Raw genomic sequence first — 21,082 nt, 5'->3', positions numbered from 1 at the left:
ACCTCGGATGGGGAGAACGACCACCCGATAATCCCGACCTTCTTGGTCTACCGGTAGTGCGGTATCAGCCCGTGAGATGGACGGTCGTATCGTGGGACGACTACGGGTTGACCCAGGCGTCCTCGCGCGCACCGAGCTCGTGCACGTGCGGCGGGAGCTCGCCGGAGACCAGGCTCGCGAGCGTCACCTGGTCGAGCACGTCCCGGACGCTCACCCGTAGCGCCACCCAGACCTCCAGCAGCGCCTGCGCCGACCCCCCGTACTCCAGCGCGGTCGGCCGTTCGTCGCGGACGGTCACCAGCGGGCCGTCGACGGCCCGGATCACGTCCGCGAGCGTGATCTGGTCCGCCGGGCGCGCCAGCCGGTAGCCGCCGGACCGCCCGCGGACGCTGGTGATGACACCACCACGTCGCAGGTCACCCAGGATCCGCTCCAGGAACGCGACCGGGAGCTGCTGCCCGCCCGCCAGGTCGTCCGCCCGCACCGGGTCCCCGTGAGGGGACGCCGCCAGCTCGGCACACGCCCGCACCGCATAGTCCGCCTTCGCCGAGACCCGCATGCCGTCGATTGTGCCCCGTGCACAGCCTCGGAATACCCCCTAGGGGTATGGTGTTGCGCAAAGAGCACCCGCTCGACCACGGAACGAGGAACCATGCAGCACGCAGCTCACGGCTACACCGACGCCAAGGACGACTACCTCAAGCGCCTGCGCCGGGTCGAGGGGCAGGTGCGCGGCATCGCGCGGATGGTCGACGAGGACGTGTACTGCATCGACATCCTCACGCAGGTCGCCGCCGTCACGAAGGCGCTGCAGGCCGTGAGCATCGGCCTGGTCGAGGACCACCTCGCACACTGCGTCGTCGACGCCGCCCGCCAGTCCCCCGAGGAGGGTGCGGCGAAGGTGAAGGAAGCCGCCGACGCCATCGCCCGCCTCGTCCGCAGCTGATCGAAGGAGACCCACACCATGAGCACCAGCACCACCACGTTCGGCGTCGACGGCATGACCTGCGGCCACTGCGTCTCCGCAGTCACCTCCGAGCTGTCCGCCCTGCCCGGCGTCCACGACATCGCGATCCAGCTCGTCGTCGGCGGCTCGTCGACCGTCTCGGTCGTCTCCGAGGCGCCCCTGACCGACTCGGCCGTCGCCGAGGCCGTCGTCGAGGCGGGCTACGCCGTCACCCCGCGGAGGTCCTTGCTGTGACCGACCGGACCGTCGATCTCGCGATCGAGGGCATGACCTGCGCCTCCTGCGTCGCGCGTGTCGAGAAGAAGCTGAACCGCCTGCCCGGGGTCGAGGCGACCGTGAACCTGCCGCTCGAGTCGGCGCGGGTGACGATCACGGCCGACGAGACCACGGACAGCGACGCGCTCATCGCGGCCGTCCGGTCCGCCGGGTACGACGCCACGGTCGTCGGCGCTCCGACGCCCCAGGCCCCGCGGCCGTCCCCGCCCGACCACCACGGCTCCTCGGCGGAGTTCATGCACCACGACATGGACCCTTTCGAGCACGCCCTGTCCGGCCACTCGATGGCGCCGGGGCACGACATGGACCCCGACGAGGACACGTCCGCCCCGACCGACGCGCGCGGCACCGAGCTGCGCGGACGCCTGCGCGTGGCGAGCGTCCTGACGGTCCCCGTCCTGCTCCTCTCGATGATCCCCGCCCTCCAGTTCACCGGCTGGCAGTGGGTGGTCACCGCGCTCGCGCTGCCCGTGGTCACCTGGGCCGCCTGGCCGTTCCACCGGACCGCGTTCCGGGCGGCCCGGCACGGCGCCTCGACGATGGACACCCTCGTCTCGATCGGCATCATCGCGGCGACGGGCTGGTCCCTGTGGGCGCTGCTGCTCGGGGGCGCCGGCGAGCTGGGTCTGGTCATGACGCCGTCGCTGTGGCCGGGGGACTCCATGGGGATGGAGGAGGTGCCCGAGCTCTACTTCGAGGTCGCCGCCGTCGTCACCACGTTCCTGCTCGCCGGCCGGTACGCCGAGCACCGGTCCCGCCGACGCGCCGGCGACGCCCTGCGCGCGCTGCTCGACCTGGGCGCCAAGGACGTGTCGCTGCTGGTCGGTGGCACCGAGCGGCGCGTCCCCGTCGACCGGCTGGCCGTCGGCGACGAGTTCGTGGTCCGGCCGGGCGAGAAGGTCGCGACCGACGGCGTCGTGGTCAGCGGCACGTCCGCGCTGGACACGTCGCTGCTCACGGGCGAGCCGGTTCCCGTCGACGTCGGCCCCGGCGACGACGTCACCGGCGCGACCATCAACACCTCCGGCGCGCTCGTCGTGCGCGCCACCCGCGTCGGGGCGGACACCCGGCTGGCACAGATCGGCCGGCTCGTCGCCACCGCCCAGACCGGCAAGGCCCCCGTGCAGCGACTGGCCGACCGCATCTCCGCGGTCTTCGTGCCGGTCGTGCTGGTCCTCGCGCTGGGCACCCTGGTCGTCTGGCTGGTCAGCGGCGCCGGCGCCCAGGCCGCGTTCACCGCCGCGGTCGCCGTGCTGATCATCGCGTGCCCGTGCGCCCTCGGCCTCGCCACGCCGACCGCCCTGCTGGTCGGCACCGGTCGCGGCGCGCAGCGCGGCATCCTCATCAAGGGTCCGGAGATCCTCGAGCAGACCCGCACCATCGACACGGTCGTGCTCGACAAGACCGGCACCGTCACAGAGGGCCGGATGGCACTGGTGGACGTCGTGGGCGACGACGAGGTGCTCCGGTACGCCGCAGCCGTCGAGCAGCTCGCCGAGCACCCGATCGGCCGCGCCATCGCGGCCGCCGTCACGGAGCAGGACGGCCCGACCGGTGGCGACGGCGTCGTCATCGGCGCGGACCAGGTGCACGACTTCCGCGCCGAGGCGGGCCACGGCGTCTCCGGCGTCGTGCGCACCGCGCACTCCGGCGTCGGGCTGGGGCGGCGCGTCCTCGTCGGCAAGCCCGCCTGGCTGCACGACCAGGGCATCGACCCGGCCGCGTTCCAGGGTGCCGTCGACGCCGCCGAGGCCGACGGGGCCACGGCGGTCATGGTCGCCTGGGACGGCTCGCCCCGCGGCGTGCTGGTCCTGCGCGACCCGGTCAAGCCGACGTCGGCGCAGGCGGTCGCGGAGCTCCGGGCACTCGGCCTGCGCCCGGTCCTGCTCACCGGCGACAACGAGGGCGCGGCCCGGGCAGCCGCCCGCGAGGTCGGGATCACCGACGTCGTCGCGCACGTCCTGCCCGCCGACAAGGTCGCCGTCGTGGAACGTCTGCAGCGCGAGGGCGCACGCGTCGCGATGGTCGGGGACGGGGTCAACGACGCGGCCGCGCTGGCCACCGCGGACCTCGGTCTGGCGATGGGCACCGGCACCGACGTCGCCATCGAGGCGTCCGACATCACGCTCGTCCGGGGCGACCTGCGGTCCGCCGGCGACGCGATCCGGCTGTCCCGACGGACCCTGCGGGTGATCAAGCAGAACCTGTTCTGGGCGTTCGCCTACAACGTCGCCGCGATCCCGCTGGCCGCCCTCGGGCTGCTCAACCCGATGATCGCCGGTGCCGCGATGGCTCTGTCCTCGGTGCTGGTCGTCGGCAACTCGCTGCGGCTGCGCCGCTTCGAGTAGGGAGGGCCCTCCAGGGCGGGCCCTCCCCGAACCTCAGTGGAAGCGGCGGCCCTCGTCGCGTCGGTACGCCGTGACCGCCAGCGCCGCGAACACCGCCGTCCACGCGAGGATCACCACGAGGGCGCCGGTGTACGCCTCGTAGCCGGTGACCGCCTGGACGGCGAGGTCGCGAGCCGCGCGGGACGGGAGCAGCTTGCTGATCGCGTCGAGCCACGCCGGGAACGCCTCCGGCGGCATGAACAGCCCACCGGCGAACGCCAGCGGGAACAGGGTCGCCTGCACGACGGCGATCGCGGCCTTCGAGCTGAGCCGGTACCCGATCGCCAGACCGAGCAGCAGGAACGGCACGGCCACCGCGGGCACCATGACGACCGCGGCGAGGGCCTGGGACGGCGTCAGGGTCGCCGCCGTCAGGAACGCCCCCAGGAGGACGAGCGGCACCAGCGCGAGGTACGACCAGAGCACCCCGTTGAGGACCCGGCCGGTGAGCCGCGGACCGGCGCCCGCCGGGAGGGTGCGCAGGAACGGGTCGAACGGCATCGCGCGGTCCTCCGAGACGCCCACGCCGAACGAGAACAGGCACGTCGACATCACCGCGAAGACCCCGAGCTGCGCGACCGCGGCGGTGGCGATGCCCGGGTCGTCGGCCACCGCGCGCTGCGGGATGACGAAGAACAGCAGCGCGAGCGACGGGAACAGCAGGTTCCCGATCACCGCGATGGGGATGCGCACGGTCTCCAGGAACTGGAACCGGGCGTGCACGATGGCCAGCGCCCAGAAGGGTCGTGGACCGAGCTTCGGCGTCAGCGTGGTCGTGGTCATCGGGCGACCTCCTCCGTGGTCGTGAGGGACAGGAACGCCTCTTCGAGGGACGCCCCGCGCAGCTCCAGGTCGTGGAACGGGACGTCGTCGACGACGAGCGCCCGCACGAGCCGGTCGGCGTCGTTCGCGAGCACCGTCCAGCGCCCGTCGAGGCCCTGCTGCGCGCTGTACGCACCCGGCAGGCGGGCGAGGTCGACGTCGAGGCCCGGCGGCAGCGAGAGCACGACCCGGCGCAGCGCGACGAGGCCGAGCACCGACGCGAGGCTGTCGTCGGCGAGCACGCGACCGCCGCCGATCACGACGACGCGCTCGGCGAGCGCCTCGATCTCCTCCAGGTAGTGGCTGGTCAGCAGCACGGTCGCACCGTCGGCGTGGTAGTCGCGCAGCGCCTGCCACAGGATGTGCCGCGCCTCGACGTCGAGGCCGGTGGTCGGCTCGTCGAGAAGCACCAGCCGCGGCCGCCCGACCAGCGCGAGCGCGACCGCGAGCCGCCGCTTCTGCCCGCCCGACAGCCCGCCCGTCTGACGCGCGACCAGGTCCTCCAGCCCGAACCGCGCGAGCACCTCGGCCCGCGTCATGGGGGCCGGGTAGTGCTTCGCGACGAGGTCCACGACCTCCCCGACCGTCAGCGTCGGCGGCAGGCCGGTCTCCTGCGGCGTGGTGCCGAGCGCGATCCGCGACGACGCGGCGCGCGGGTCGGCGCCGAACAGCCGGACCGTGCCGGAGTCCGCGCGACGCAGGCCGCTGACCAGGCTGAGCAGGGTCGTCTTGCCGGCGCCGTTGGGGCCCAGCAGCCCGACGAGCTGCCCCTCCCCGACGGTGAGCGACACGTCGTCCAGCGCGGTGACCGCGCCGAACGTGCGGGTGACGCCGGTCAGCTCGACGACGGCGGTCATGACGCACCGCCGAGCAGCGCGCGCAGCGACTGCGTGTAGGTCTGGAACGCCAGCCGTCCCGCGAGCGTGAGCTCCACGTACGTGGCCGGGGTCCGGCCTTCATGGGTCTTCGTGATGAGCACGTAGTCCGCCTCCTCGAGTCGGCGCAGATGGGTGGACAGGTTTCCCGCGGTCATGTCGAGCAGCTTCTGCAGCCGTGGGAAGGCGATGCGGTCGTGGGCGCCGAGAGACGCCAGGGTCGCGACGACGCGCAGTCGTGCCTGCGCGTGGATGACGGGGTCCAGCTCGACCTCAGCCACGGGAGCGGACCGTCACGACGAGGGCGCCGACGAGCATCCCGCCACCCCCGGCGACCGCCATCACCAGGTAGGAGTCCGGGAACCCCGTGAGGGCCGCCGCCGCGCCCGTCAGCGCCATCCAGGCGCCGAGCACGTACATGGAGGTCGCGCGCCAGAGCAGGCCACCGGCGATGTAGAGCAGGCCGACCACCAGGGCCGCGATGGCGTTCGCCGCGAGCGAGATCACCTCGCCGGAGGCCCCCGCCTGGGAGAGCCCACCGACGATCATGCTCTGCGCGAGGAACGCGACGGGCCACGCGAGGCCGTACAGGGCGCCCTCCCGGGCACTGGCCCCGGCGATCCCGCGTGTCCGGTGGAGCACGTGCGTGATCGTCACGACGAGCGCGACGACGCCGGCGGTGATCGCCACCCCGACGGCGAGCAGCGACGCGTCGCCGTCGTCGCGGGCCGTCAGCCACAGTGCGCCGTACCCGACGAGCCAGGCGGCGCCCCAGACCCCGAACAACAGCGCACCCACGGGACGGGTGTCGTCGGCGCGCGCCCGCTGCGCGGCGATGATCGCGAGCGCGTCGGCGAGATCAGGGGCCGCGTCGGCGTCGGGTCGCGGTTCGTCGGTGGTCATCGATCCTCCAAAGGTTTGCACCACAAAGTAGTTTGCAAGTACCCCGGCGCGCAACCCCCTACCCAGGCGACGTCCAGGTGGCACCCAGCGACCCGGCCTACGCTTCGGGCATGACCGCGCCGCCGCCCGCCGACGCGCCCATCGCCGTCGGCGTCGCCCCGCCGCCCGGCGAACGCGCCTACCGCCGACGGATCACCACCGAGATCTGGATCGTCCTCGGGCTCTCGCTCGGCAAGTCGGGCCTCTACGCGGTCGTCAACATCATCGACCGGCTCACCGCCGGCCCCCCGCTCGGCGACCAGACGACGACGCTCAACCCGAGCCGGTCCCCCCGCCCGTGGCTGGACCTGACCTACCAGCTGCTGCAGGTCGGCTTCGCGCTGGTGCCGGTCGCGCTCGCGCTCTACCTGTTGTCCGCCAACGGGAAGTCGGCGGTCCGCCGCATCGGCCTGGAGTTCACCCGCCCCTGGCGGGACCTGGCGGTCGGCGTCGGTCTGGCCGCCGCGATCGGCATCCCGGGCCTGGGCCTCTACGCGGTCGCGCGGACCCTCGGGCTCGCCGTCGAGGTACAGGCCGCCGCGCTGAACGCCGCGTGGTGGACCATCCCCGTGCTGCTCCTCGCCGCGCTGCAGAACGCGCTGCTCGAGGAGGTCATCGTCGTCGGCTACCTCATGGAACGGCTGCGCGAGCTGCGCTGGAGCGCCCCCGCGATCGTCGTCACCAGCGCGCTCGTGCGCGGTTCGTACCACCTGTACCAGGGGTGGGGCGCGTTCGTCGGGAACGTGATCATGGGCCTGCTGTTCGCCGAGTACTACCGGCGCAAGCGACGGGTGATGCCGCTCGTGATGGCGCACACGATCATGGACACGGTCGTGTTCGTCGGCTACTCCCTGATCCCCGCCGCGTGGATCGCGGCGATCGGGCTCAACTGAGCGTCAGACGGTCGCCGAGCTGGTCCCGAGCTCGTTGACGGCCTGCTTCGTCGCGAACCCGCTGACCACCAGGACGACACCACCGACGAACGCGAAGAGCCCCAGCAGCACGACGACGACCTTCACGGACTCCTGCGGGTGCGTCAGGAGCAGCAGGCCGAACAGGAAGTTCACCAGGCCGAAGGTCAGCACCCAGTACCAGCCCGCGTCCCGCGCCCGGTAGAGCACGACCGACGCGATGATCCCGAGCACCCCGAGGACGAGCACCCAGCCGGCGATCAGGTAGAAGAGGATCTGCGCCGTCTCGGGGGTCCAGAGCACGACCACGACACCGAAGCCGATCCCGACCAGGCCCGACAGCAGGAACCACCCCGCACCGGGCTCCTTGCGGTTCACGAACCACTGGACGACGGTGACGATGCCGTCCAGCAGCGCGAAGATGCCGAAGATCCAGACGAGGGCCGTCACCGACCAGAGCGGCTGCACGAGCATCAGCAGACCCAGCACCAGCAGCACCGTCCCCCGGAGGACCGGGACCCACCAGGAGCGGCGGGTCAGCGCGGCCGAGACGTCGGCGGCAGTCAGGTCGTCTGACATCGGTGCCTCCACGAGGAGCGGTTCGATGAGCTGTCGAGCGCCACGGTAGTGGACGACCCGGACGAACCGCCGCGACTCGCGCGGAGCCCGCGAACCGGCAGGTCAACGAGCGGATCGGCGCCGCCCGCCCGCTTCGACGGGCGGGAGCGGGACGGCTGCCTAGACTCGCCCCTATGTCCGCGACGCCCGCCAGCCGCGCGGACGTCGACGCGGGTACCGCCGCCGACGTCCCCGCGCCCCTCGGCGACGCCGCACCCGCCGCCGACACGCCCCCGGCGGACGTCGAGATCGTCGACGTCCCCGACGTCCGCGTGCACCACCCGAGCGACCTGCTCGGCATGGTCCTGTCGGCCCTCGGCATCGCGCTCGTCCTCGTCCTGGCCACCTACGCGCACAACACGACGTCCGGCGTGGCCGAGGACGTCCAGGGGTTCGCCACCCTGCTGAACCGGATCCTCTTCGTCCCCCGGCGCGGGCTCGAGGGCTTCGTCACGATCGCCGTTCCGCTCGCCGTCATCACCGAGCTCGCGTTCCGCCGGCTGGGCCGACAGCTGCTCGAAGGCCTGATCGCGGCGTTCGCGGCCGTGGTCCTCAACGTCGCGGTCATCTGGGCGATCGAGACCTTCGGCTCCGAGGAGCTCATCATCGGGATGGCCATCCGCTCGGGTGGCGAGTGGAAGGTGGTCCTCCCCGGGTACGTCGCGCTGCTCGTCGGGCTGCTCACCGTGGTGGGGCCCCGTGGCCGACGCCGCACGGTCAAGTGGTCGTGGAACCTGCTGTGGTTCGCCGTCGGCGTCCTGCTCATCACCGCCGGGGTGTCCCTGCCCGGCCTGGTCGTCTCCTTCCTCATCGGTCGCGTGACCGGGCTCGCGGTGCGGTACCTGTCGGGGGTCGTGTCCGAGCGGGCCTACGGGGACAGTCTCGTCGCGGGTGTCCGACGGGCCGGCATCGAGCCCGTGCGGCTCCTCCGGGTGGCCGACGAGACCACGCCCCAGGACGCCCCCGGCCTCGACGGCGACCAGGCTGCGCGGGCGCTGACCCGGTCCACCGACCACCGCCTCTACGAGCTGACGACGCGCGACGGCCAGGAGCTCGACCTGGTCGTCGTCGACGGCGACCGGCAGGTGGTCGGCATGCTGACCCGGCTGTGGCGGTCCCTGCGGATGCGCGGGATCGAGGGGCGCTCCGTCGTGTCCCTCCGGCAGGCCGCCGAGCGTGCCGCGCTGCTGGCCTACGCCGCTCGCGCGGCCGGGGTCCGCACGCCCCGGCTGCTGAGCATGGCGGAGGCCGACGACTCGATGCTGCTCGTGCAGGAGCGGCCCGACCGCGCCGTGCCGCTGGGCGACCTCGACTCCGAGCAGCTCACCGACGAGGTGCTCCAGGAGATCTGGGCCCAGCTCCAGCTCGCGCACGACGCCGGCATCGCGCACCGGTCGCTGACCAGCGACGTGCTGCTCGTGGAGATGGTCGTCGGGCGCCCCATCGTCTGGCTGACCAGCTGGGAGCAGGGCGACGTCGCGTCCTCGGAGCTCGCGCGGCGGATGGACACCACCCAGCTGCTGGCGCTGCTCGCCCTGCGGGTCGGCGCCACCCGGGCCCTCGACTCCGCGGCCGCCGTCCTGCCCGACGAGCACATCGCTGCGATCGGGCCGCTCCTGCAGATGATCACGTTGCCGCGCCTCACCCGCGACGAGATGCGGGTGAACAAGAAGGTGCTCGCCGAGCTCCGGTCCGCGCTCGTCGCCCACCTGCCCGAGGCCGACGTCGCCCCGCAGCAGCTGGTCCGGTTCGGCGCCCGGACCGTGCTCACGATCCTGGTGCCGATCGTCGCGATCGTCTTCGTCATCACCAGCATCAACGTCGACGAGATCACCTCCGCCCTGTCCAAGGGCGACTGGCGCTGGACGGTCGTCGCGTTCGCGCTCGGCCTCGTCACGCTGTTCGGTGCCGCGCTGGCGTTCGTCGCGTTCTCCCCGGTCAAGCTGCCCTTCTGGCGCGCGACCCTGGTGCAGACCGCGGCGACCTTCGTCGGGCTGGCCGCTCCTGCGGGCATCGGCCCGGCCGCGCTCAACCTCCGCATGCTCACGCGGCGTGGCGTGTCGACGAGCCTCGCGGCAGCGACCGTCGCCCTGGTGCAGGTCAGCCAGTTCGTGGTGACCCTCGCACTGCTCCTCGTGCTCAGCCTCGCGTCCGGCTCCAACGAGTCGGCACTGCCGATCTCCCCGGGCGTGCTCTTCGCCATCGGGATCGTCGCCGCGCTCGTCGCGTCGGGGCTGCTGGTGCCCAAGGTCCGCCAGTGGGTGCTCGCCAAGACGATGCCGACCCTGCGGCAGACGTGGCCGCGGCTCATCGAGGTGCTCGGGCAGCCGTGGCGTCTGGCGCTGGCCGTCAGCGGCAACCTGCTCATGACGCTCGGCTTCATCTTCGCGTTCGACGCCAGCCTGGCCGCGTTCGGGCAGGAGGCCAGCCTGATCCAGGTGGCGCTCGTCTACCTGGCCGGCAACACGGCCGGAGCACTGGTCCCGACGCCTGGCGGCATGGGCACCATCGAGCTTGCCCTCGCCACCGCGCTGACCACCACCACCGGCATCAACGCCGGTATCGCCACGTCGGTCGCGGTGCTCTTCCGCGTGGCCACCTACTGGCTGCGGATCCCGATCGGCTGGGCGGCCATGCGGTACCTGCAGAAGACCGGCGAGCTGTAGACGGGCCGGCACCCGTACGGTGCCGGCCCGGAGAGAGTCGGTCAGGCGAGCGCCTTGGCCTTCAGCTGGGCGAACTCGTTCTGGTCGATCGTGCCGGCGTCGAGCAGCGCCTTCGCGTCCGCGATGTGCTCTGCAGGCGACTTGCCCGCCACCTCGCGGATGTAGCTGTCGGTGTCCGACTTGGCCTGCTGCACGGCCTGGATCTGCCTCTCCGCCATCCCCTTGCCGCGGGCAATGATGTAGATCAGAGCCGTGAGGAAAGGCACGACGATCAGGAAGACGATCCAGACAGCCTTCCACCACCCGCTCAGTGCGTGGTCGCGGAAGAGGTCCCCGATGATCTGGAAGAGGATGACGAGGTAGGCAAAGAACAGGAACCACCAGATCAGCAGCCAGAACCACTGCGCAAAGCTGTCCATGTGACCTTCTCTCAACGGCGGCTGTCCTCTACTGGCAAGCCCGCTGAGGCCGAGGCTAACGGCGAGTCGCCCGAAATGCGAGAGTCACGACCGCCTGACCTGCGACATCACAGAACCCCCCGGACCGGCGGGTCCGAGGGGTTCTGTGACGAGCTCTGCGGAGAGAGCTCGGGCGTGCTTGCCGAGACCGCTCTCAGGCCGCCGCGTGCTCGCGCTGCGCCGGCACCAGCTCGATCACGCTGCGACGGGCAGCGAGCCCGGCCCACGCCTTGACGCGGGGAGCCGGAAAAGCCGGGGTGGAGGTCTCGGACGGGTCTGCTGAGTACCCACGCTGGTCCATGACAGGTCCTGTCTGTTCGGTAGCCCGGCTGACCATGTAGGTCCCGTGGCTTTGCGTCCCCTCTTCGCAGAGGGTTTGCCGTTTTCGCTGACAAGTCAGACATTAGAGCAACATGAGAGCCCGTGGAAGCGTGTCAACGGACCAATATCGGACACGCGTCCATTTCACCCGGTCGGACGTATCACCGATACTTTCGAGCGCCTCCGCGCGAGCGTCACCCGAACGTGAACGAGAAGGCCTGAACGCCCTGCGAGACAGCCAGCTCGACCGTCCCGTTGCCGATGGATGGGGCCGTGACCAGGGAGTACGCACGCGGTGAACCGCTGACGGCGATCTCCACGCGGTCCACGACCGCACCGCCCTCGTCCCGCACGGTCGCCCGGACGCTCCCGGATCCTCCGAGCACGACCTGCACCACCTTCGCGTGATAGCGCAGGCGTAGTGCCGCCTCCGCGCCCGCCGTCGCGCCCTGGTAGTCCGTCGTCCACGTGCCGCCGAGCGCGACGGTGTCCGCCGGCTGGTCCTGCGGGAGCGTGTACGACGCCTCGCCCTCTCGGTACTCGCCGGCCACGTTCGACTTCTTGCTGACCGACAGGAACGTCTCCTGCGTGACGTCACCCTCCGGCGTCGCGTCGTCCACCTGGGTGCGGGCCGGCAGCTCCACCCCGGGGTCGGCCTGCTCCAGCAGCTCGCGGATCAGCGACTCCGTCTGGGCGTACCCGCCCTCGCCCTGCGACACCTGACGGATCTGCCCCTCGGCGTCGATCAGGTAGTGCGCCGGCCAGTACCGGTTCCGGTACGCGGTCCACGTGGCGTACGAGTTGTCCTGCGCCACCGCGTACGTGATGCCCAGCCGCTCCGCGCCGTCGACGACGTTGCGGGTCTCGCGCTCGAACGCGTACTCGGGCGTGTGGATGCCGATGACCTCGAGGCCCGCGTCGCCGTACGCCTCCTGCCACGCCGTCACGTGCGGGACCGAGCGCTGGCAGTTGATGCAGGAGTACGCCCAGAAGTCGAGCAGCACGACCTTGCCCCGCAGGTCCGCCAGGTCGACCGCCGCACCGTCCGGGGTGTTCAGCCACGTGTCGATGCCCCGGATCTCCGGCGCGGGACCGCAGTCCTCGAGCACCGCCGAGTTGTTGCTGCACTCCGCCAGCTGTCGGTTCTCGTCGGTGACCAGCCCGCCGAGGTCGAGCTGCTCCCGCACGGTCTCGTTCGCGGCGACCCTCGCCTGCAACGACTCCGTGTAGCCGGGCAGCGCGCGCTGGATCGCGTCGGTGAGGTTGAACGCGAGCGCGAGGGCGAGCGCGAGCATCAGCGCCCCACCCGCCGCCCGGATGCCCCGCTGGTGCGTGCGGAAGGCCGCGATGCGCTCGGCCACCCGGCGGCCCGCGAGCGCCAGGACCAGCAGCGGGACCGCCGCACCGAGCGCGAACGACACCGTCAGCACCACCGTGCCCGGTCCGACCGAGCCCGTCGCACCCGCCACCGTGATCGCCGCCAGCACCGGTCCCGCGCACGGCACGTACACCGCACCGAGCCCCAGCCCCAGGACGAACCCGCCCCGCGACGCACCCGGCGCACGCGTCGGGGTCAGCCGCTGGAACGGGCGCTCCAGGACCTCCTCGAACCGCGGCACCAGCAGCCCCAGACCCAGCAGCGCCAGGACCGCGATGCCCGCCCAGCGCAGCAGGTCCTGCGGGAGGCCCAGCAGGTTGAGCAGCAGCGTGCCGACGAGGGTGACCAGCGTGAAGCTGGTGACCAGGCCCGCGATGACCAGGTACGGACGGCGCGCGGCGACACGGTCGCGCCGCCGGTCCCCGGGCGCAGGGCGGTCGAGCGTCGCGACGCCGCCGCTGCTCGCACCGCCGGTCGTCCCGGTGCCGGACGTGCCGGTCGTGCCGCGGGTGCCGCCCGAGAGGAACGACGGTTGCGCCATCGCCCCCACCGAACCGGCCGCCCCCTTGGCGTTGTTCCCCGTCGTCTTCACGGTGGGTCGTCCGCGTGCACCCTCCACGCCGCCCGCGAAGAACACCACGGGCAGCACAGGCAGGATGCACGGCGAGATGCCGGTGATGAGGCCACCGACGAGCCCGATGAGCGCGAGCGTGAGCAGGTCCATGGCGGGGGTTCGCCGCCGTGACGTCCGAGAATGGGTCGAGGAGCCGCCGAGAACTCGTCGGCAATCCCACCCATCCGCTCCCCCGACGGTCCCGAACCCCACCCGAGAGATGACCGGGCGGGTACCCACCCGGACCTGAATCGAGGGAGAGCCACCATGCGCACCACGAACCGCACCCGCATCGCCGCCGTCCTGCTCGCCGGCGTCACGGGCCTCGCCCTGACCGCCTGCAGCTCGGGCACGGCCGACGACACCGCAGGATCCGACTCGTCCGCGTCGATGGAGGCGCCCATGGAGACGGAGACGCCCATGGACGACACGATGACCGCGGACCCCGCGGCCGACCTCGTCGGCCCCGGGTGTGCCGACTACGCCGCCGCCGTCCCCGACGGTCCCGGCTCCGTGACGGGCATGTCGGCCGACCCGGTCGCCGTCGCCGCGTCGAACAACCCGCTCCTCACGACCCTCGTCATGGCCGTGTCCGGCGAGCTGAACCCCGAGGTCAACCTCGTCGACACCCTGAACGGTGACGAGTTCACCGTCTTCGCGCCGGTCGACGACGCGTTCGCGAAGATCGACCCCGCGACCATCGAGTCCCTCAAGACCGACGCCGCGACGCTGTCCTCGATCCTCACGTACCACGTGGTGCCCGGGCAGCTGTCGCCGGACATGGTCGAGGGCACGCAGACCACCGTCCAGGGCGGCACCGTCGAGGTCACCGGCTCCGGCGACTCGCTCATGGTCAACGGTGCCAGCGTCATCTGCGGCGGCGTGCACACCGCCAACGCGACCGTCTACCTCATCGACTCGGTGCTCATGCCGACGATGTGACCGACCCGGCGGACCGGTCGCCTGCGGCGGCCGGTCCGTCCTCGCTCGCCCCGGCACGGGCGAGCCGCGGAGCCCCCTCGCAGGGTACGGCGAGGGGGCTCCGTCGCGTCCGGAACCACTGGTCCGCTGCAGCCGAGGCCGTCGGTCGCAGCCCAACTCGTCAGTCGCAGCCCAGCTCGTCGGTTGCAACGGACGAGGTCGGCCGGGAGCGACGAGTTGGTTCGCACCCGGCCGGGGGTGGTGGGCGGGCAGACCGTCAGGTGGCGCTCAGGACGACCAGGGGGGTGGTCGTCGGCTGGGTGGAGCCGGTCTCCGGCTCGATCGTGATCGCGAGGGCGTCGCCCGTCGAGAAGTCGTCGGTCAGCTGGCGGACCGCTCCGGCGTCGTCGGCGAGCACACCCGCGGAGGCAGCACCGTCGGCGTCGACGACCCAGAGCTGGTAGGCCTTGTCGTCGCCCGGGTCCGGCAGGCCGGTCGCGCTGAAGAGCGCACGGTCGTCGGTGAGGATCGCCGTCGCGGTGCCGCCGCCGGTGACGTCGCCGTGCACGACGACCGCCGACGGGTCGGTCAGAAGGTCCGCGAGCGCCTGCTGCTGCTCCTCGGCCTGGGTCGCCCGCTGCGCCTGCTGGACCGCGAGCGCGGTCGGCACGGCGGCGCCGACGACGAGCGCGGCAGCGACGGCCAGCCAGCGGGTGCGCGACGGGCGGCGACGGTCGGCGAGGTACGTGACACCGGGTCCGCCCGTGGCGCCGGGGCCGACGTCCGGGGCCCCGGCTCCGAGCCCCACCGTGTCGTCGGCCCGCGCCGGGAGGTCGGGTGCCGCGTCGGCGGGCGTCGTCGGGAGGTCGGGTGCGGTCGGCCGCGGGTCGGGCCGGACTTCCTGGGGGCCTGGCAGCGGACCGAGCTGCGAGACGCCGGGGACGGCGGCGAGGACGGCGGACCGCAGCGCGGCCGGGGGTTCGCCGGCGACGGCGTCGCCCAGGGTGGCCGCGACCGCGAGCAGCTGTGCCAGCTCGGCGGCGGCAGACGGGTCGGTGGCGACGAGACGTTCGACGGCGGCTCGCTCGTCCGCGTCGACGGCGTCGAGCGCGTAGGCGCCGAGGAGCGAGCGCACGTCGTCGGAGGAGAACGAGTCGCTCATGTCGTCACCCCCAGGCAGTCGCGCAGGCGGAGCAGGCCGTCCCGGATCCGCGTCTTGACCGTGGGCAGCGGTGCGGCGAGCTCGTCGGCCACCTCACGGTAGGTCCGCCCGCCGTAGTAGGCGAGGACGACCGCCTGCTTCTGCGTGGGGGTCAGGGTGCCGAGGCAGTCGCGGACGCGGACCTGCTCGAGGGCGGACTCGACCTCGTCGGCGACGACGTCGAACTCGCGCTCGGCGCTCCCGTCGAGGACGCGCTGGTCACGGTCGCGCTGGGCCTGCACCGCTCGGACGCGGTCGACGGCGCGCCGGTGGGCGAGCGTCAGGGTCCAGGTCCGCGCGGAGCCGCGCCCGGCGTCGAACCGCGCTGCGGTGCGCCAGACCTCGACCCACACCTCCTGCGCGACCTCGGCGGCGTGGTCCGGGTCCCGCAGGACGCCCAGGCAGGTGCCGAACACGCCGCGGCCGAGCGTGTCGTACAGGAGCGCGAACGCCGCGTCGTCACCCCGCGCGACGTCCGAGAGCAGGGACTCGGCGGAGCGGGGCGCGTCGGCCTCGTCCGGTCCTCGCTCCACGCGGGCCAGTGTGCCCCACGGTCCGGCGGCCCGCGCTTCGGCGGGCCGCGCCGGGGGCGCGCAGAGCTGGGCGGGGGACATCGGATCCTGTCGTCCGGCGAGGATGGGGCACCCGTGGTTCGTCGCCGACGAGCACCCGGATTGCTCGGTGGCGTGACCTGTCAGCGGTGGGCGGCGAGCGCCGCGTCGCGGTGGGCGTCAAGGCGCCGCTCGGCCGCGGTGCGCTCGGCGTGCTGCCACGGCTCGAGGGCGTGACGGGCGGGCCTGCGCGGCGCGCGGACGGGGAGAACGATCCGGGGGACGGGGATGCGCACGGTGCGCACGTCGTACGTCAGCGCGACCATGTCACGCCTCCTTGTCGGGCGAGGGCGGCTCGGGCGGCTCGGGGGCCGCGTCGGGGGCGTCGGACGCCTCCGGACCTGGTGCGGGAGGGAACGCGAGGTCGGGGTGGCTGGTCGCGAACCAGCGCATGAGGCGTGCGCCGGCCGGTCGGTCCGCCGCGTCCCGGACGCGACGGACGTAGGGGGCGAGCAGGTCGTTCATCGCCTGCTGGAGCTCCTCGGTCTCCGCGGGCGTGGCCCAGTAGCTGTCCTTGGTCAACGAGACGGGCAGCGGGATGCCGGCGAGCTCGTCTGCCCGGTCGGCGCGCTCGCGCAGGAAGCCGACGAACCCCTCGACCTCCTGGCGGGCGGTGGCCTCGGCCAGACCGACGACGGCGCGGATCGATCCGGGTACCGACGGGTCGGGCTCGAAGTGGGTGCGTTCGGCGCTGCGCCACGGCCGCTCGCGGCCGCGCGGCTCCGCCGGCTCGATGAAGCCGTAGCGGGCGAGCAGGCGCAGGTGGAAGGAGCAGTTGGCCACCGACTCCCCCGTGTGCCTGGCGCACTGCGTCGCGGTCGCCTCGCCGACGTCGTCCAGGAACTGCAGGAGCGCGAGCCGCAGCGGGTGCGCGAGGGCTCGCATGCGTTCCGGGTCGCTCGGGCTGTGGCGGGTGTCGCCGGCCTCGGGAGTGCTCATGCGTCAAGGGTAGAACTCGCAACGCTCCTTGCGCAAGGGTCGTTGCGCAACGGGTGTTGCGAATCTACGATCGCCGGCGGGGACGACCGCCGATCCATCGAACGCCGCGCCCGGACACGACGAAGGCCCCCACCGAGGTGGGGGCCTTCGCGTCGTTCCTCAGATCACTTGAACGCGTCCTTGACGTTCTCGCCGGCCTGCTTGATGTTCGCGCTGGCCTGATCTGCCTTGCCTTCTCGTTCGAGACGCTCGTCGTCAGTCGCCTTGCCGGCCGATTCCTTGACCTTGCCCTTGGCTTCTTCCGCAGCGTTGCTGATCTTGTCGTCGAGACCCATCAGAATCACTCCTCTCGGGTTGGCAACGGGTCGACGCTACGTCGCACGCCCGGCGCCCGCATCCGGAGCGACCGCGTCCCGGAGCGCCCCGAGGACCTGCTCCCAGTTGGCGGTCGCGTGCTCCGCCTCCTCCGCCGAGCCGTTGCCGTCCTGCTCGAGCGTGACCTGCGTGGAGCCGTCGTGCTCCTCGAAGGTGAAGCTCAGGTGGTGGTAGTTCTCGGGCACGTCCGGCTGTCCGCTGAGGGGTGACCAGTGGGTGTACCGCAGGCGCCTCGGGCGATCGACCTCGAGGATCTCGCCGTGGTCCTCGAACGGCTTGCCGTCCCACTCGCCGTGGAACGTGATGGGCACACCGACGACGTAGGTGCTGCGCACCTGGGCGCCCATCATCCAGGTCGCGTCGGGGTCGACGAGCGTGTCCCAGACCGCCTCGGCGGACGCGGGGACCTGGACCGTCGCTCGGGCGACGTGGTTATCGGACATGGCTTCCTCCTCGCACGCGGTACAGGTCCGTCAACGTGTTGATCTCGGAGCCGTGGTGGATGATCTCGCGGTTGATGTGCGCCACGAGGTGCGCGAACGGCGACTGCTGGTCGATCTCGTTGGCCTGGCTGAACCCGACGGTGAAGATGTCGTCGTCGGACATCTCCGCGATGCCCGCCCGCCAGAGGTCTGCCACGCGCGTCAGCCCGTCGACGGCCGGTCCGACCTCACCGGAGTACGTGAGGGTCTCGCGACGGGCCGCGTGGTCGCCGAACGTCCACTCGTAGCGCTCGGTGAGCACGTCGGTCAGGTGCGCGACCAGCCAGGCGATCGTCCGGGGACCGGGGTGGTCGTCCCCCGACGCGGGCCACTCGACCACCCACTCGCCGACGCCGAACGTCCGCGGCGCGGTGGACTCCTCGCGACGGCGGACGCTCAGCGCCCCGGGTCCGGGTTCCCAGGTGAACTCGTCCTGCGTGACGGTCTCGAGCCGTTGCCCGAGCTCCCACCAGGAGAACTCGAGCTGTCCGCGGACGACGGCGCGGGGCGTGGGGATGCTGAGGATCGACCAGTCGAACTCGTCCATGCGTCCCGACCGTAGCGACACCCTCCGACACCGGCCTGCTCAGCGCGGGACCCACCGCGCACCGAGCTCGGGGCCGGTGGGACCAGGGCCGGGCAGGGCCTCGGTCCGGGCTGCGGGGCGCACGGCGTCGAGCAGCAGCGCGAGGTACCGCGCCCGCAGGACGCGCGTGCGCCCGGGGTCGTCGAGGCGGACGGCGGTGACCTGCTCGAAGATCATGGCGACGTCCTCCGTCACGAGGTCCGCGCGGACCGCGCCTGCGGCGACGGCGCGACCGAAGATCGCGTCGCCGAGGTCGCTGGCCTGCTGCGCGAGCCCGCGGAGCTCGGGGGTCGGCGTGAACGTGCCGGCGAGGTGCACGGTCAGCGAGTGGGTGTCCTCCTCGATCACGCCGCCGACGAACGCGACGAACGACTCCCACGGGTCCGGCAGCTGCGCGGCACGCTCGGCGACGGCGATGAACCGCCGCAGCCCGTCGGCGCAGAGGGTGGCCAGCAGGTCCTCCTTGCCGGCGAACCGGCGGTAGAGCGCACTGATCCCGACGCCGGCCTCCTGCGCGACCGCCGAGATCGGTGCATCGGGCGAGCGCATGAACACGGTCCGCGCCGCCGCCAGGATCGCCTCGTCGTTGCGCGCCGCCTGGGCCTTGCGCCCGCTCAGGGGAGTGGTCATGACGAGGACGCTAGCACTTGAACGGAATGATTCATTCCGCTACTCTCGTTCTCAGCGGAACGGTACGTTCCGTTCCAACTTGAGGAGGCCGCCATGTCCACCATCCAGCCCTTCCGCGTCGATGTCCCGCAGGCCGAGCTCGACGACCTCCAGGACCGGCTCGCCCGCACCCGGTGGACCGACGAGCTCCCCGGCTCGGGCAGCGACTACGGCGTCGCCCTCAGCCAGGTGAAGGCGTGGGCGGAGCACTGGCGCACGACCTTCGACTGGCGCGCGCTCGAGGCGCGCCTCAACGCGTACCCGCAGTTCACCACCGAGATCGACGGGCAGAGCATCCACTTCCTGCACGTCCGCTCCGGCGCGGCCGACCCCGTCGCGCTGATCCTCACGCACGGCTGGCCCGGGTCCGTCGTCGAGTACCTCGACGTGATCGAGCCCCTCACCGCCGCCGGCTACGACCTGGTCATCCCCTCGCTGCCGGGCTTCGGGTTCTCCGGGCCGACGACCGACCGCGGCTGGGACATCCCCCGGACCGCCCGCGCCTGGAAGGAGCTCATGGCACGCCTCGGCTACGAGCGCTACGGCGCCGTGGGCAACGACGCCGGCTCGATGATCTCCCCCGAGCTCGGCCGGATCGACCCGCACGTCATCGGCGTGCACGTCACCCAGCTGTTCTCGTTCCCGTCGGGTGACCCGGCGGAGCTGGCAGACCTCACCGAGGACGAGCAGGCGGCGATGGCGAAGCTGCAGTGGTTCTGGGAGTCGATGGGCGCGTTCAACGTGCTCCAGTCCCAGCAGCCGCAGACCCTCGCGCACGCGCTCGCGGACTCCCCGACCGGGCTGCTCGGCTGGAACGGCCAGCTCATGGTCGGGCTGGACGACGAGTTCGTCGTCGCCAACGTCGCGGTCTCGTGGTTCACGCGCACCGCCGGCTCGTCGATCCGCTTCTACAAGGAGATGACCGACTCGACGGAGCACCCGGCCGGCCCGACCACCACCCCCACGGCGCTCGCCGGCTCGACCAACGACTTCCTGTCGGTCCGCCGGTTCGCGCACCGCGACCACGCGAACATCGTGCGCTGGAACGTCTACGACACCCCCGGCCACTACGCAGCGCACGAGGCGACGGACGTGCTGGTCGAGGACGTCGACGCGTTCTTCCGCTCGCTCGCCTGAGGTCAGGGCGCCTCCGGGAGCTCCTCCCGGAGGCGCGGCTCGGTCCGGCGGGAGGGCGCGAAGCCGGACTTGTCGGCGTAGAAGGCGCGCACGACGTCCATGTCGGCGGCGACGTCGCCGGTCAGCCGCAGAGTCGGTCCGAGCCCGGCGGTCATCGTGGTCCGGTCCACGTACCCGAGGGTGACCGGCAGGTCGGTGGCGCGGGCGATCCGGTAGAACCCCGACTTCCAGCCCGAGCCGCTGCGCGTGCCCTCGGGCGTGACGACGAGGTAGAACCGGTCGCCGCCCTGGATCCGCGCCACGAGCTCGTCGACCAGACCCGCGGGGTCCCGACGGTCCACCGGGATGCCGCCGAGCCCGCGCATCAGCGGTCCGGCGAGGCCTGTGAAGAGCTGGTGCTTGCCGAGCCAGCGGATCTTCAGGCCGGCCTCGCCGGAGATCGCCAGCATGAGGATGAAGTCCCAGTTCGACGTGTGGGGCGCGCCGATCAACAGCCCGGCACCGTCGACGGGCACGCGTTCCGTCTGCAGGGTCCAGCGGCTCACTCGCCAGTAGGCGCGGGCCAGGGTTCGTCGGAGCGTCACGGGGGGACGGTACCTGGCCGTGGGAGCGCGTGCAGTCACAGGCTGCTGTGCCCATTTCGCGCCATCCCTTGACTCCCCCGACCGTGCTTCGTAGTGTCTGGTCACGAAGCCGCAAAAACTCGACAAGGACTGCGCACAAAGTGGTGTGCAGGGTCGCAACAGTCGGACGACTCGGCTACGTCGTGCAAGAAAGCCATGCCCGAAAAACAGCTCCGCAGTTCACCGCCGTGCTCGCGCCGACGGGGCACCGACGCCCCCGGCGGGCCGGTCCCGCGCGTCCAGAGCCGGGCGCGCAGGTCCTCGGTCCGAGCAGCCCGCCCGGCGCCGAGCCCGCAGAACGCGG

At 72.3% G+C, this 21,082-nt stretch carries 25 protein-coding genes and 1 riboswitch; of the genes, 7 read left to right on the top strand and 18 right to left on the bottom strand.

The annotated features are described in order from the left end of the window. Positions 1-100: 100 nt before the first annotated feature. Positions 101-559 (bottom strand): Rrf2 family transcriptional regulator, encoded by a 459-nt coding sequence (locus ASF78_RS09805; RefSeq protein ID WP_056587465.1) that lies wholly within the window; start codon positions 557-559, stop codon positions 101-103. 93 nt (positions 560-652) lie between these two features. Between ASF78_RS09805 and ASF78_RS09800 the strand changes: the two genes are divergently transcribed. From ASF78_RS09800 to ASF78_RS09790, 3 genes are read left to right on the top strand one after another with little or no spacing between them, the layout of a single operon-like run. Continuing rightward, positions 653-946: a metal-sensitive transcriptional regulator gene (locus ASF78_RS09800; RefSeq protein WP_056587462.1), complete on the top strand. Its 294-nt coding sequence runs from the start codon at positions 653-655 to the stop codon at positions 944-946. Between the two features lie 18 nt (positions 947-964). Beyond that, positions 965-1,201, top strand: coding sequence for a heavy-metal-associated domain-containing protein (locus tag ASF78_RS09795; RefSeq protein ID WP_056587460.1), 237 nt, complete (start codon positions 965-967; stop codon positions 1,199-1,201). Between the two features lie 32 nt (positions 1,202-1,233). Continuing rightward, positions 1,234-3,591 (top strand): heavy metal translocating P-type ATPase, encoded by a 2,358-nt coding sequence (locus ASF78_RS09790; protein ID WP_082494973.1) that lies wholly within the window; start codon positions 1,234-1,236, stop codon positions 3,589-3,591. A gap of 33 nt (positions 3,592-3,624) precedes the next feature. Here ASF78_RS09790 and ASF78_RS09785 read toward each other — a convergent pair whose 3' ends face one another. The 4 genes from ASF78_RS09785 to ASF78_RS09770 are packed head-to-tail and all read right to left on the bottom strand — an operon-like array spanning position 3,625 to position 6,230. Then, positions 3,625-4,413 (bottom strand): ABC transporter permease, encoded by a 789-nt coding sequence (locus tag ASF78_RS09785; RefSeq protein WP_056587454.1) that lies wholly within the window; start codon positions 4,411-4,413, stop codon positions 3,625-3,627. Next, on the bottom strand, positions 4,410-5,309 hold the full coding sequence (locus ASF78_RS09780) for an ABC transporter ATP-binding protein (protein ID WP_056587452.1): 900 nt from the start codon (positions 5,307-5,309) through the stop codon (positions 4,410-4,412). The genes ASF78_RS09785 and ASF78_RS09780 overlap by 4 nt, the downstream gene beginning before the upstream one ends. After that, the gene (locus ASF78_RS09775) at positions 5,306-5,608 is read right to left on the bottom strand and encodes a transcriptional regulator (protein ID WP_056587450.1); all 303 of its coding nucleotides are present in this window, start codon (positions 5,606-5,608) and stop codon (positions 5,306-5,308) included. The genes ASF78_RS09780 and ASF78_RS09775 overlap by 4 nt, the downstream gene beginning before the upstream one ends. Continuing rightward, positions 5,601-6,230, bottom strand: a complete 630-nt coding sequence (locus ASF78_RS09770; RefSeq protein WP_056587447.1) for a hypothetical protein — start codon at positions 6,228-6,230, stop codon at positions 5,601-5,603. The genes ASF78_RS09775 and ASF78_RS09770 overlap by 8 nt, the downstream gene beginning before the upstream one ends. Before the next feature lie 110 nt (positions 6,231-6,340). On the opposite strand from ASF78_RS09770, the gene ASF78_RS09765 reads away from it, so the two are divergent. Further along, the gene (locus ASF78_RS09765; RefSeq protein WP_056588459.1) at positions 6,341-7,162 is read left to right on the top strand and encodes a CPBP family intramembrane glutamic endopeptidase; all 822 of its coding nucleotides are present in this window, start codon (positions 6,341-6,343) and stop codon (positions 7,160-7,162) included. 3 nt (positions 7,163-7,165) lie between these two features. Here the strand turns inward: ASF78_RS09765 and ASF78_RS09760 are convergent, their stop codons facing one another. Then, on the bottom strand, positions 7,166-7,759 hold the full coding sequence (locus ASF78_RS09760) for an HdeD family acid-resistance protein (RefSeq protein ID WP_056588456.1): 594 nt from the start codon (positions 7,757-7,759) through the stop codon (positions 7,166-7,168). A gap of 173 nt (positions 7,760-7,932) precedes the next feature. Between ASF78_RS09760 and ASF78_RS09755 the strand changes: the two genes are divergently transcribed. Further along, complete coding sequence (locus tag ASF78_RS09755) at positions 7,933-10,464, top strand: lysylphosphatidylglycerol synthase transmembrane domain-containing protein (RefSeq protein ID WP_056587445.1); 2,532 nt, start codon at positions 7,933-7,935, stop codon at positions 10,462-10,464. Between the two features lie 41 nt (positions 10,465-10,505). On the opposite strand, the gene ASF78_RS09750 is transcribed toward ASF78_RS09755, so the two are convergent. From ASF78_RS09750 to ASF78_RS09745, 3 genes are all read right to left on the bottom strand, one after another. Continuing rightward, entirely contained in the window at positions 10,506-10,883 is a 378-nt protein-coding gene (locus tag ASF78_RS09750; protein ID WP_056587442.1) for an SHOCT domain-containing protein, read from the bottom strand. Positions 10,884-11,076: 193 nt separating this feature from the next. Next, the gene (locus ASF78_RS22355; protein ID WP_156374094.1) at positions 11,077-11,223 is read right to left on the bottom strand and encodes a hypothetical protein; all 147 of its coding nucleotides are present in this window, start codon (positions 11,221-11,223) and stop codon (positions 11,077-11,079) included. A gap of 15 nt (positions 11,224-11,238) precedes the next feature. Further along, a riboswitch (cyclic di-GMP riboswitch) is annotated at positions 11,239-11,313 on the bottom strand. Between the two features lie 124 nt (positions 11,314-11,437). Beyond that, complete coding sequence (locus tag ASF78_RS09745) at positions 11,438-13,345, bottom strand: cytochrome c biogenesis protein DipZ (RefSeq protein WP_235518463.1); 1,908 nt, start codon at positions 13,343-13,345, stop codon at positions 11,438-11,440. A gap of 156 nt (positions 13,346-13,501) precedes the next feature. Between ASF78_RS09745 and ASF78_RS09740 the strand changes: the two genes are divergently transcribed. After that, a complete protein-coding gene (locus tag ASF78_RS09740; RefSeq protein WP_056587440.1) occupies positions 13,502-14,176 on the top strand; it encodes a fasciclin domain-containing protein in 675 nt (224 codons plus the stop codon). A gap of 256 nt (positions 14,177-14,432) precedes the next feature. Here the strand turns inward: ASF78_RS09740 and ASF78_RS09735 are convergent, their stop codons facing one another. From ASF78_RS09735 to ASF78_RS09700, 8 genes are all read right to left on the bottom strand, one after another. Then, the gene (locus tag ASF78_RS09735; protein ID WP_056587437.1) at positions 14,433-15,317 is read right to left on the bottom strand and encodes an anti-sigma factor; all 885 of its coding nucleotides are present in this window, start codon (positions 15,315-15,317) and stop codon (positions 14,433-14,435) included. Continuing rightward, positions 15,314-15,889, bottom strand: coding sequence for an ECF RNA polymerase sigma factor SigK (sigK, locus tag ASF78_RS09730; RefSeq protein WP_235518462.1), 576 nt, complete (start codon positions 15,887-15,889; stop codon positions 15,314-15,316). Before sigK ends, ASF78_RS09735 begins: the two co-directional genes overlap by 4 nt. 161 nt (positions 15,890-16,050) lie before the next feature. Continuing rightward, the gene (locus tag ASF78_RS09725) at positions 16,051-16,233 is read right to left on the bottom strand and encodes a hypothetical protein (RefSeq protein ID WP_056587433.1); all 183 of its coding nucleotides are present in this window, start codon (positions 16,231-16,233) and stop codon (positions 16,051-16,053) included. 1 nt (position 16,234) lies between these two features. Beyond that, complete coding sequence (locus tag ASF78_RS09720; RefSeq protein ID WP_056587431.1) at positions 16,235-16,906, bottom strand: helix-turn-helix transcriptional regulator; 672 nt, start codon at positions 16,904-16,906, stop codon at positions 16,235-16,237. A gap of 164 nt (positions 16,907-17,070) precedes the next feature. Continuing rightward, complete coding sequence (locus ASF78_RS09715; RefSeq protein WP_056587428.1) at positions 17,071-17,241, bottom strand: CsbD family protein; 171 nt, start codon at positions 17,239-17,241, stop codon at positions 17,071-17,073. 36 nt (positions 17,242-17,277) lie between these two features. After that, positions 17,278-17,724: an SRPBCC family protein gene (locus ASF78_RS09710; RefSeq protein ID WP_056587425.1), complete on the bottom strand. Its 447-nt coding sequence runs from the start codon at positions 17,722-17,724 to the stop codon at positions 17,278-17,280. Further along, positions 17,714-18,310, bottom strand: coding sequence for a DinB family protein (locus ASF78_RS09705; protein ID WP_056587422.1), 597 nt, complete (start codon positions 18,308-18,310; stop codon positions 17,714-17,716). The genes ASF78_RS09710 and ASF78_RS09705 overlap by 11 nt, the downstream gene beginning before the upstream one ends. A 39-nt stretch (positions 18,311-18,349) precedes the next feature. Then, positions 18,350-18,979, bottom strand: a complete 630-nt coding sequence (locus tag ASF78_RS09700) for a TetR/AcrR family transcriptional regulator (protein WP_056587419.1) — start codon at positions 18,977-18,979, stop codon at positions 18,350-18,352. A 93-nt stretch (positions 18,980-19,072) separates the two neighbouring features. On the opposite strand from ASF78_RS09700, the gene ASF78_RS09695 reads away from it, so the two are divergent. Further along, the gene (locus tag ASF78_RS09695) at positions 19,073-20,155 is read left to right on the top strand and encodes an epoxide hydrolase family protein (RefSeq protein ID WP_056587417.1); all 1,083 of its coding nucleotides are present in this window, start codon (positions 19,073-19,075) and stop codon (positions 20,153-20,155) included. A 2-nt stretch (positions 20,156-20,157) separates the two neighbouring features. Here ASF78_RS09695 and ASF78_RS09690 read toward each other — a convergent pair whose 3' ends face one another. Beyond that, positions 20,158-20,739, bottom strand: a complete 582-nt coding sequence (locus ASF78_RS09690) for a 1-acyl-sn-glycerol-3-phosphate acyltransferase (RefSeq protein WP_056587414.1) — start codon at positions 20,737-20,739, stop codon at positions 20,158-20,160. Between the last annotated feature and the right edge of the window lie 343 nt (positions 20,740-21,082).

Origin of the sequence: Cellulomonas sp. Leaf334 (assembly GCF_001424195.1) — a bacterium.
In the GTDB taxonomy this organism is placed as follows: Bacteria; Actinomycetota; Actinomycetes; order Actinomycetales; family Cellulomonadaceae; genus Cellulomonas.
Note: the sequence above shows the minus strand (reverse complement) of the source record. Positions and strands in the feature narration are given on the sequence as shown.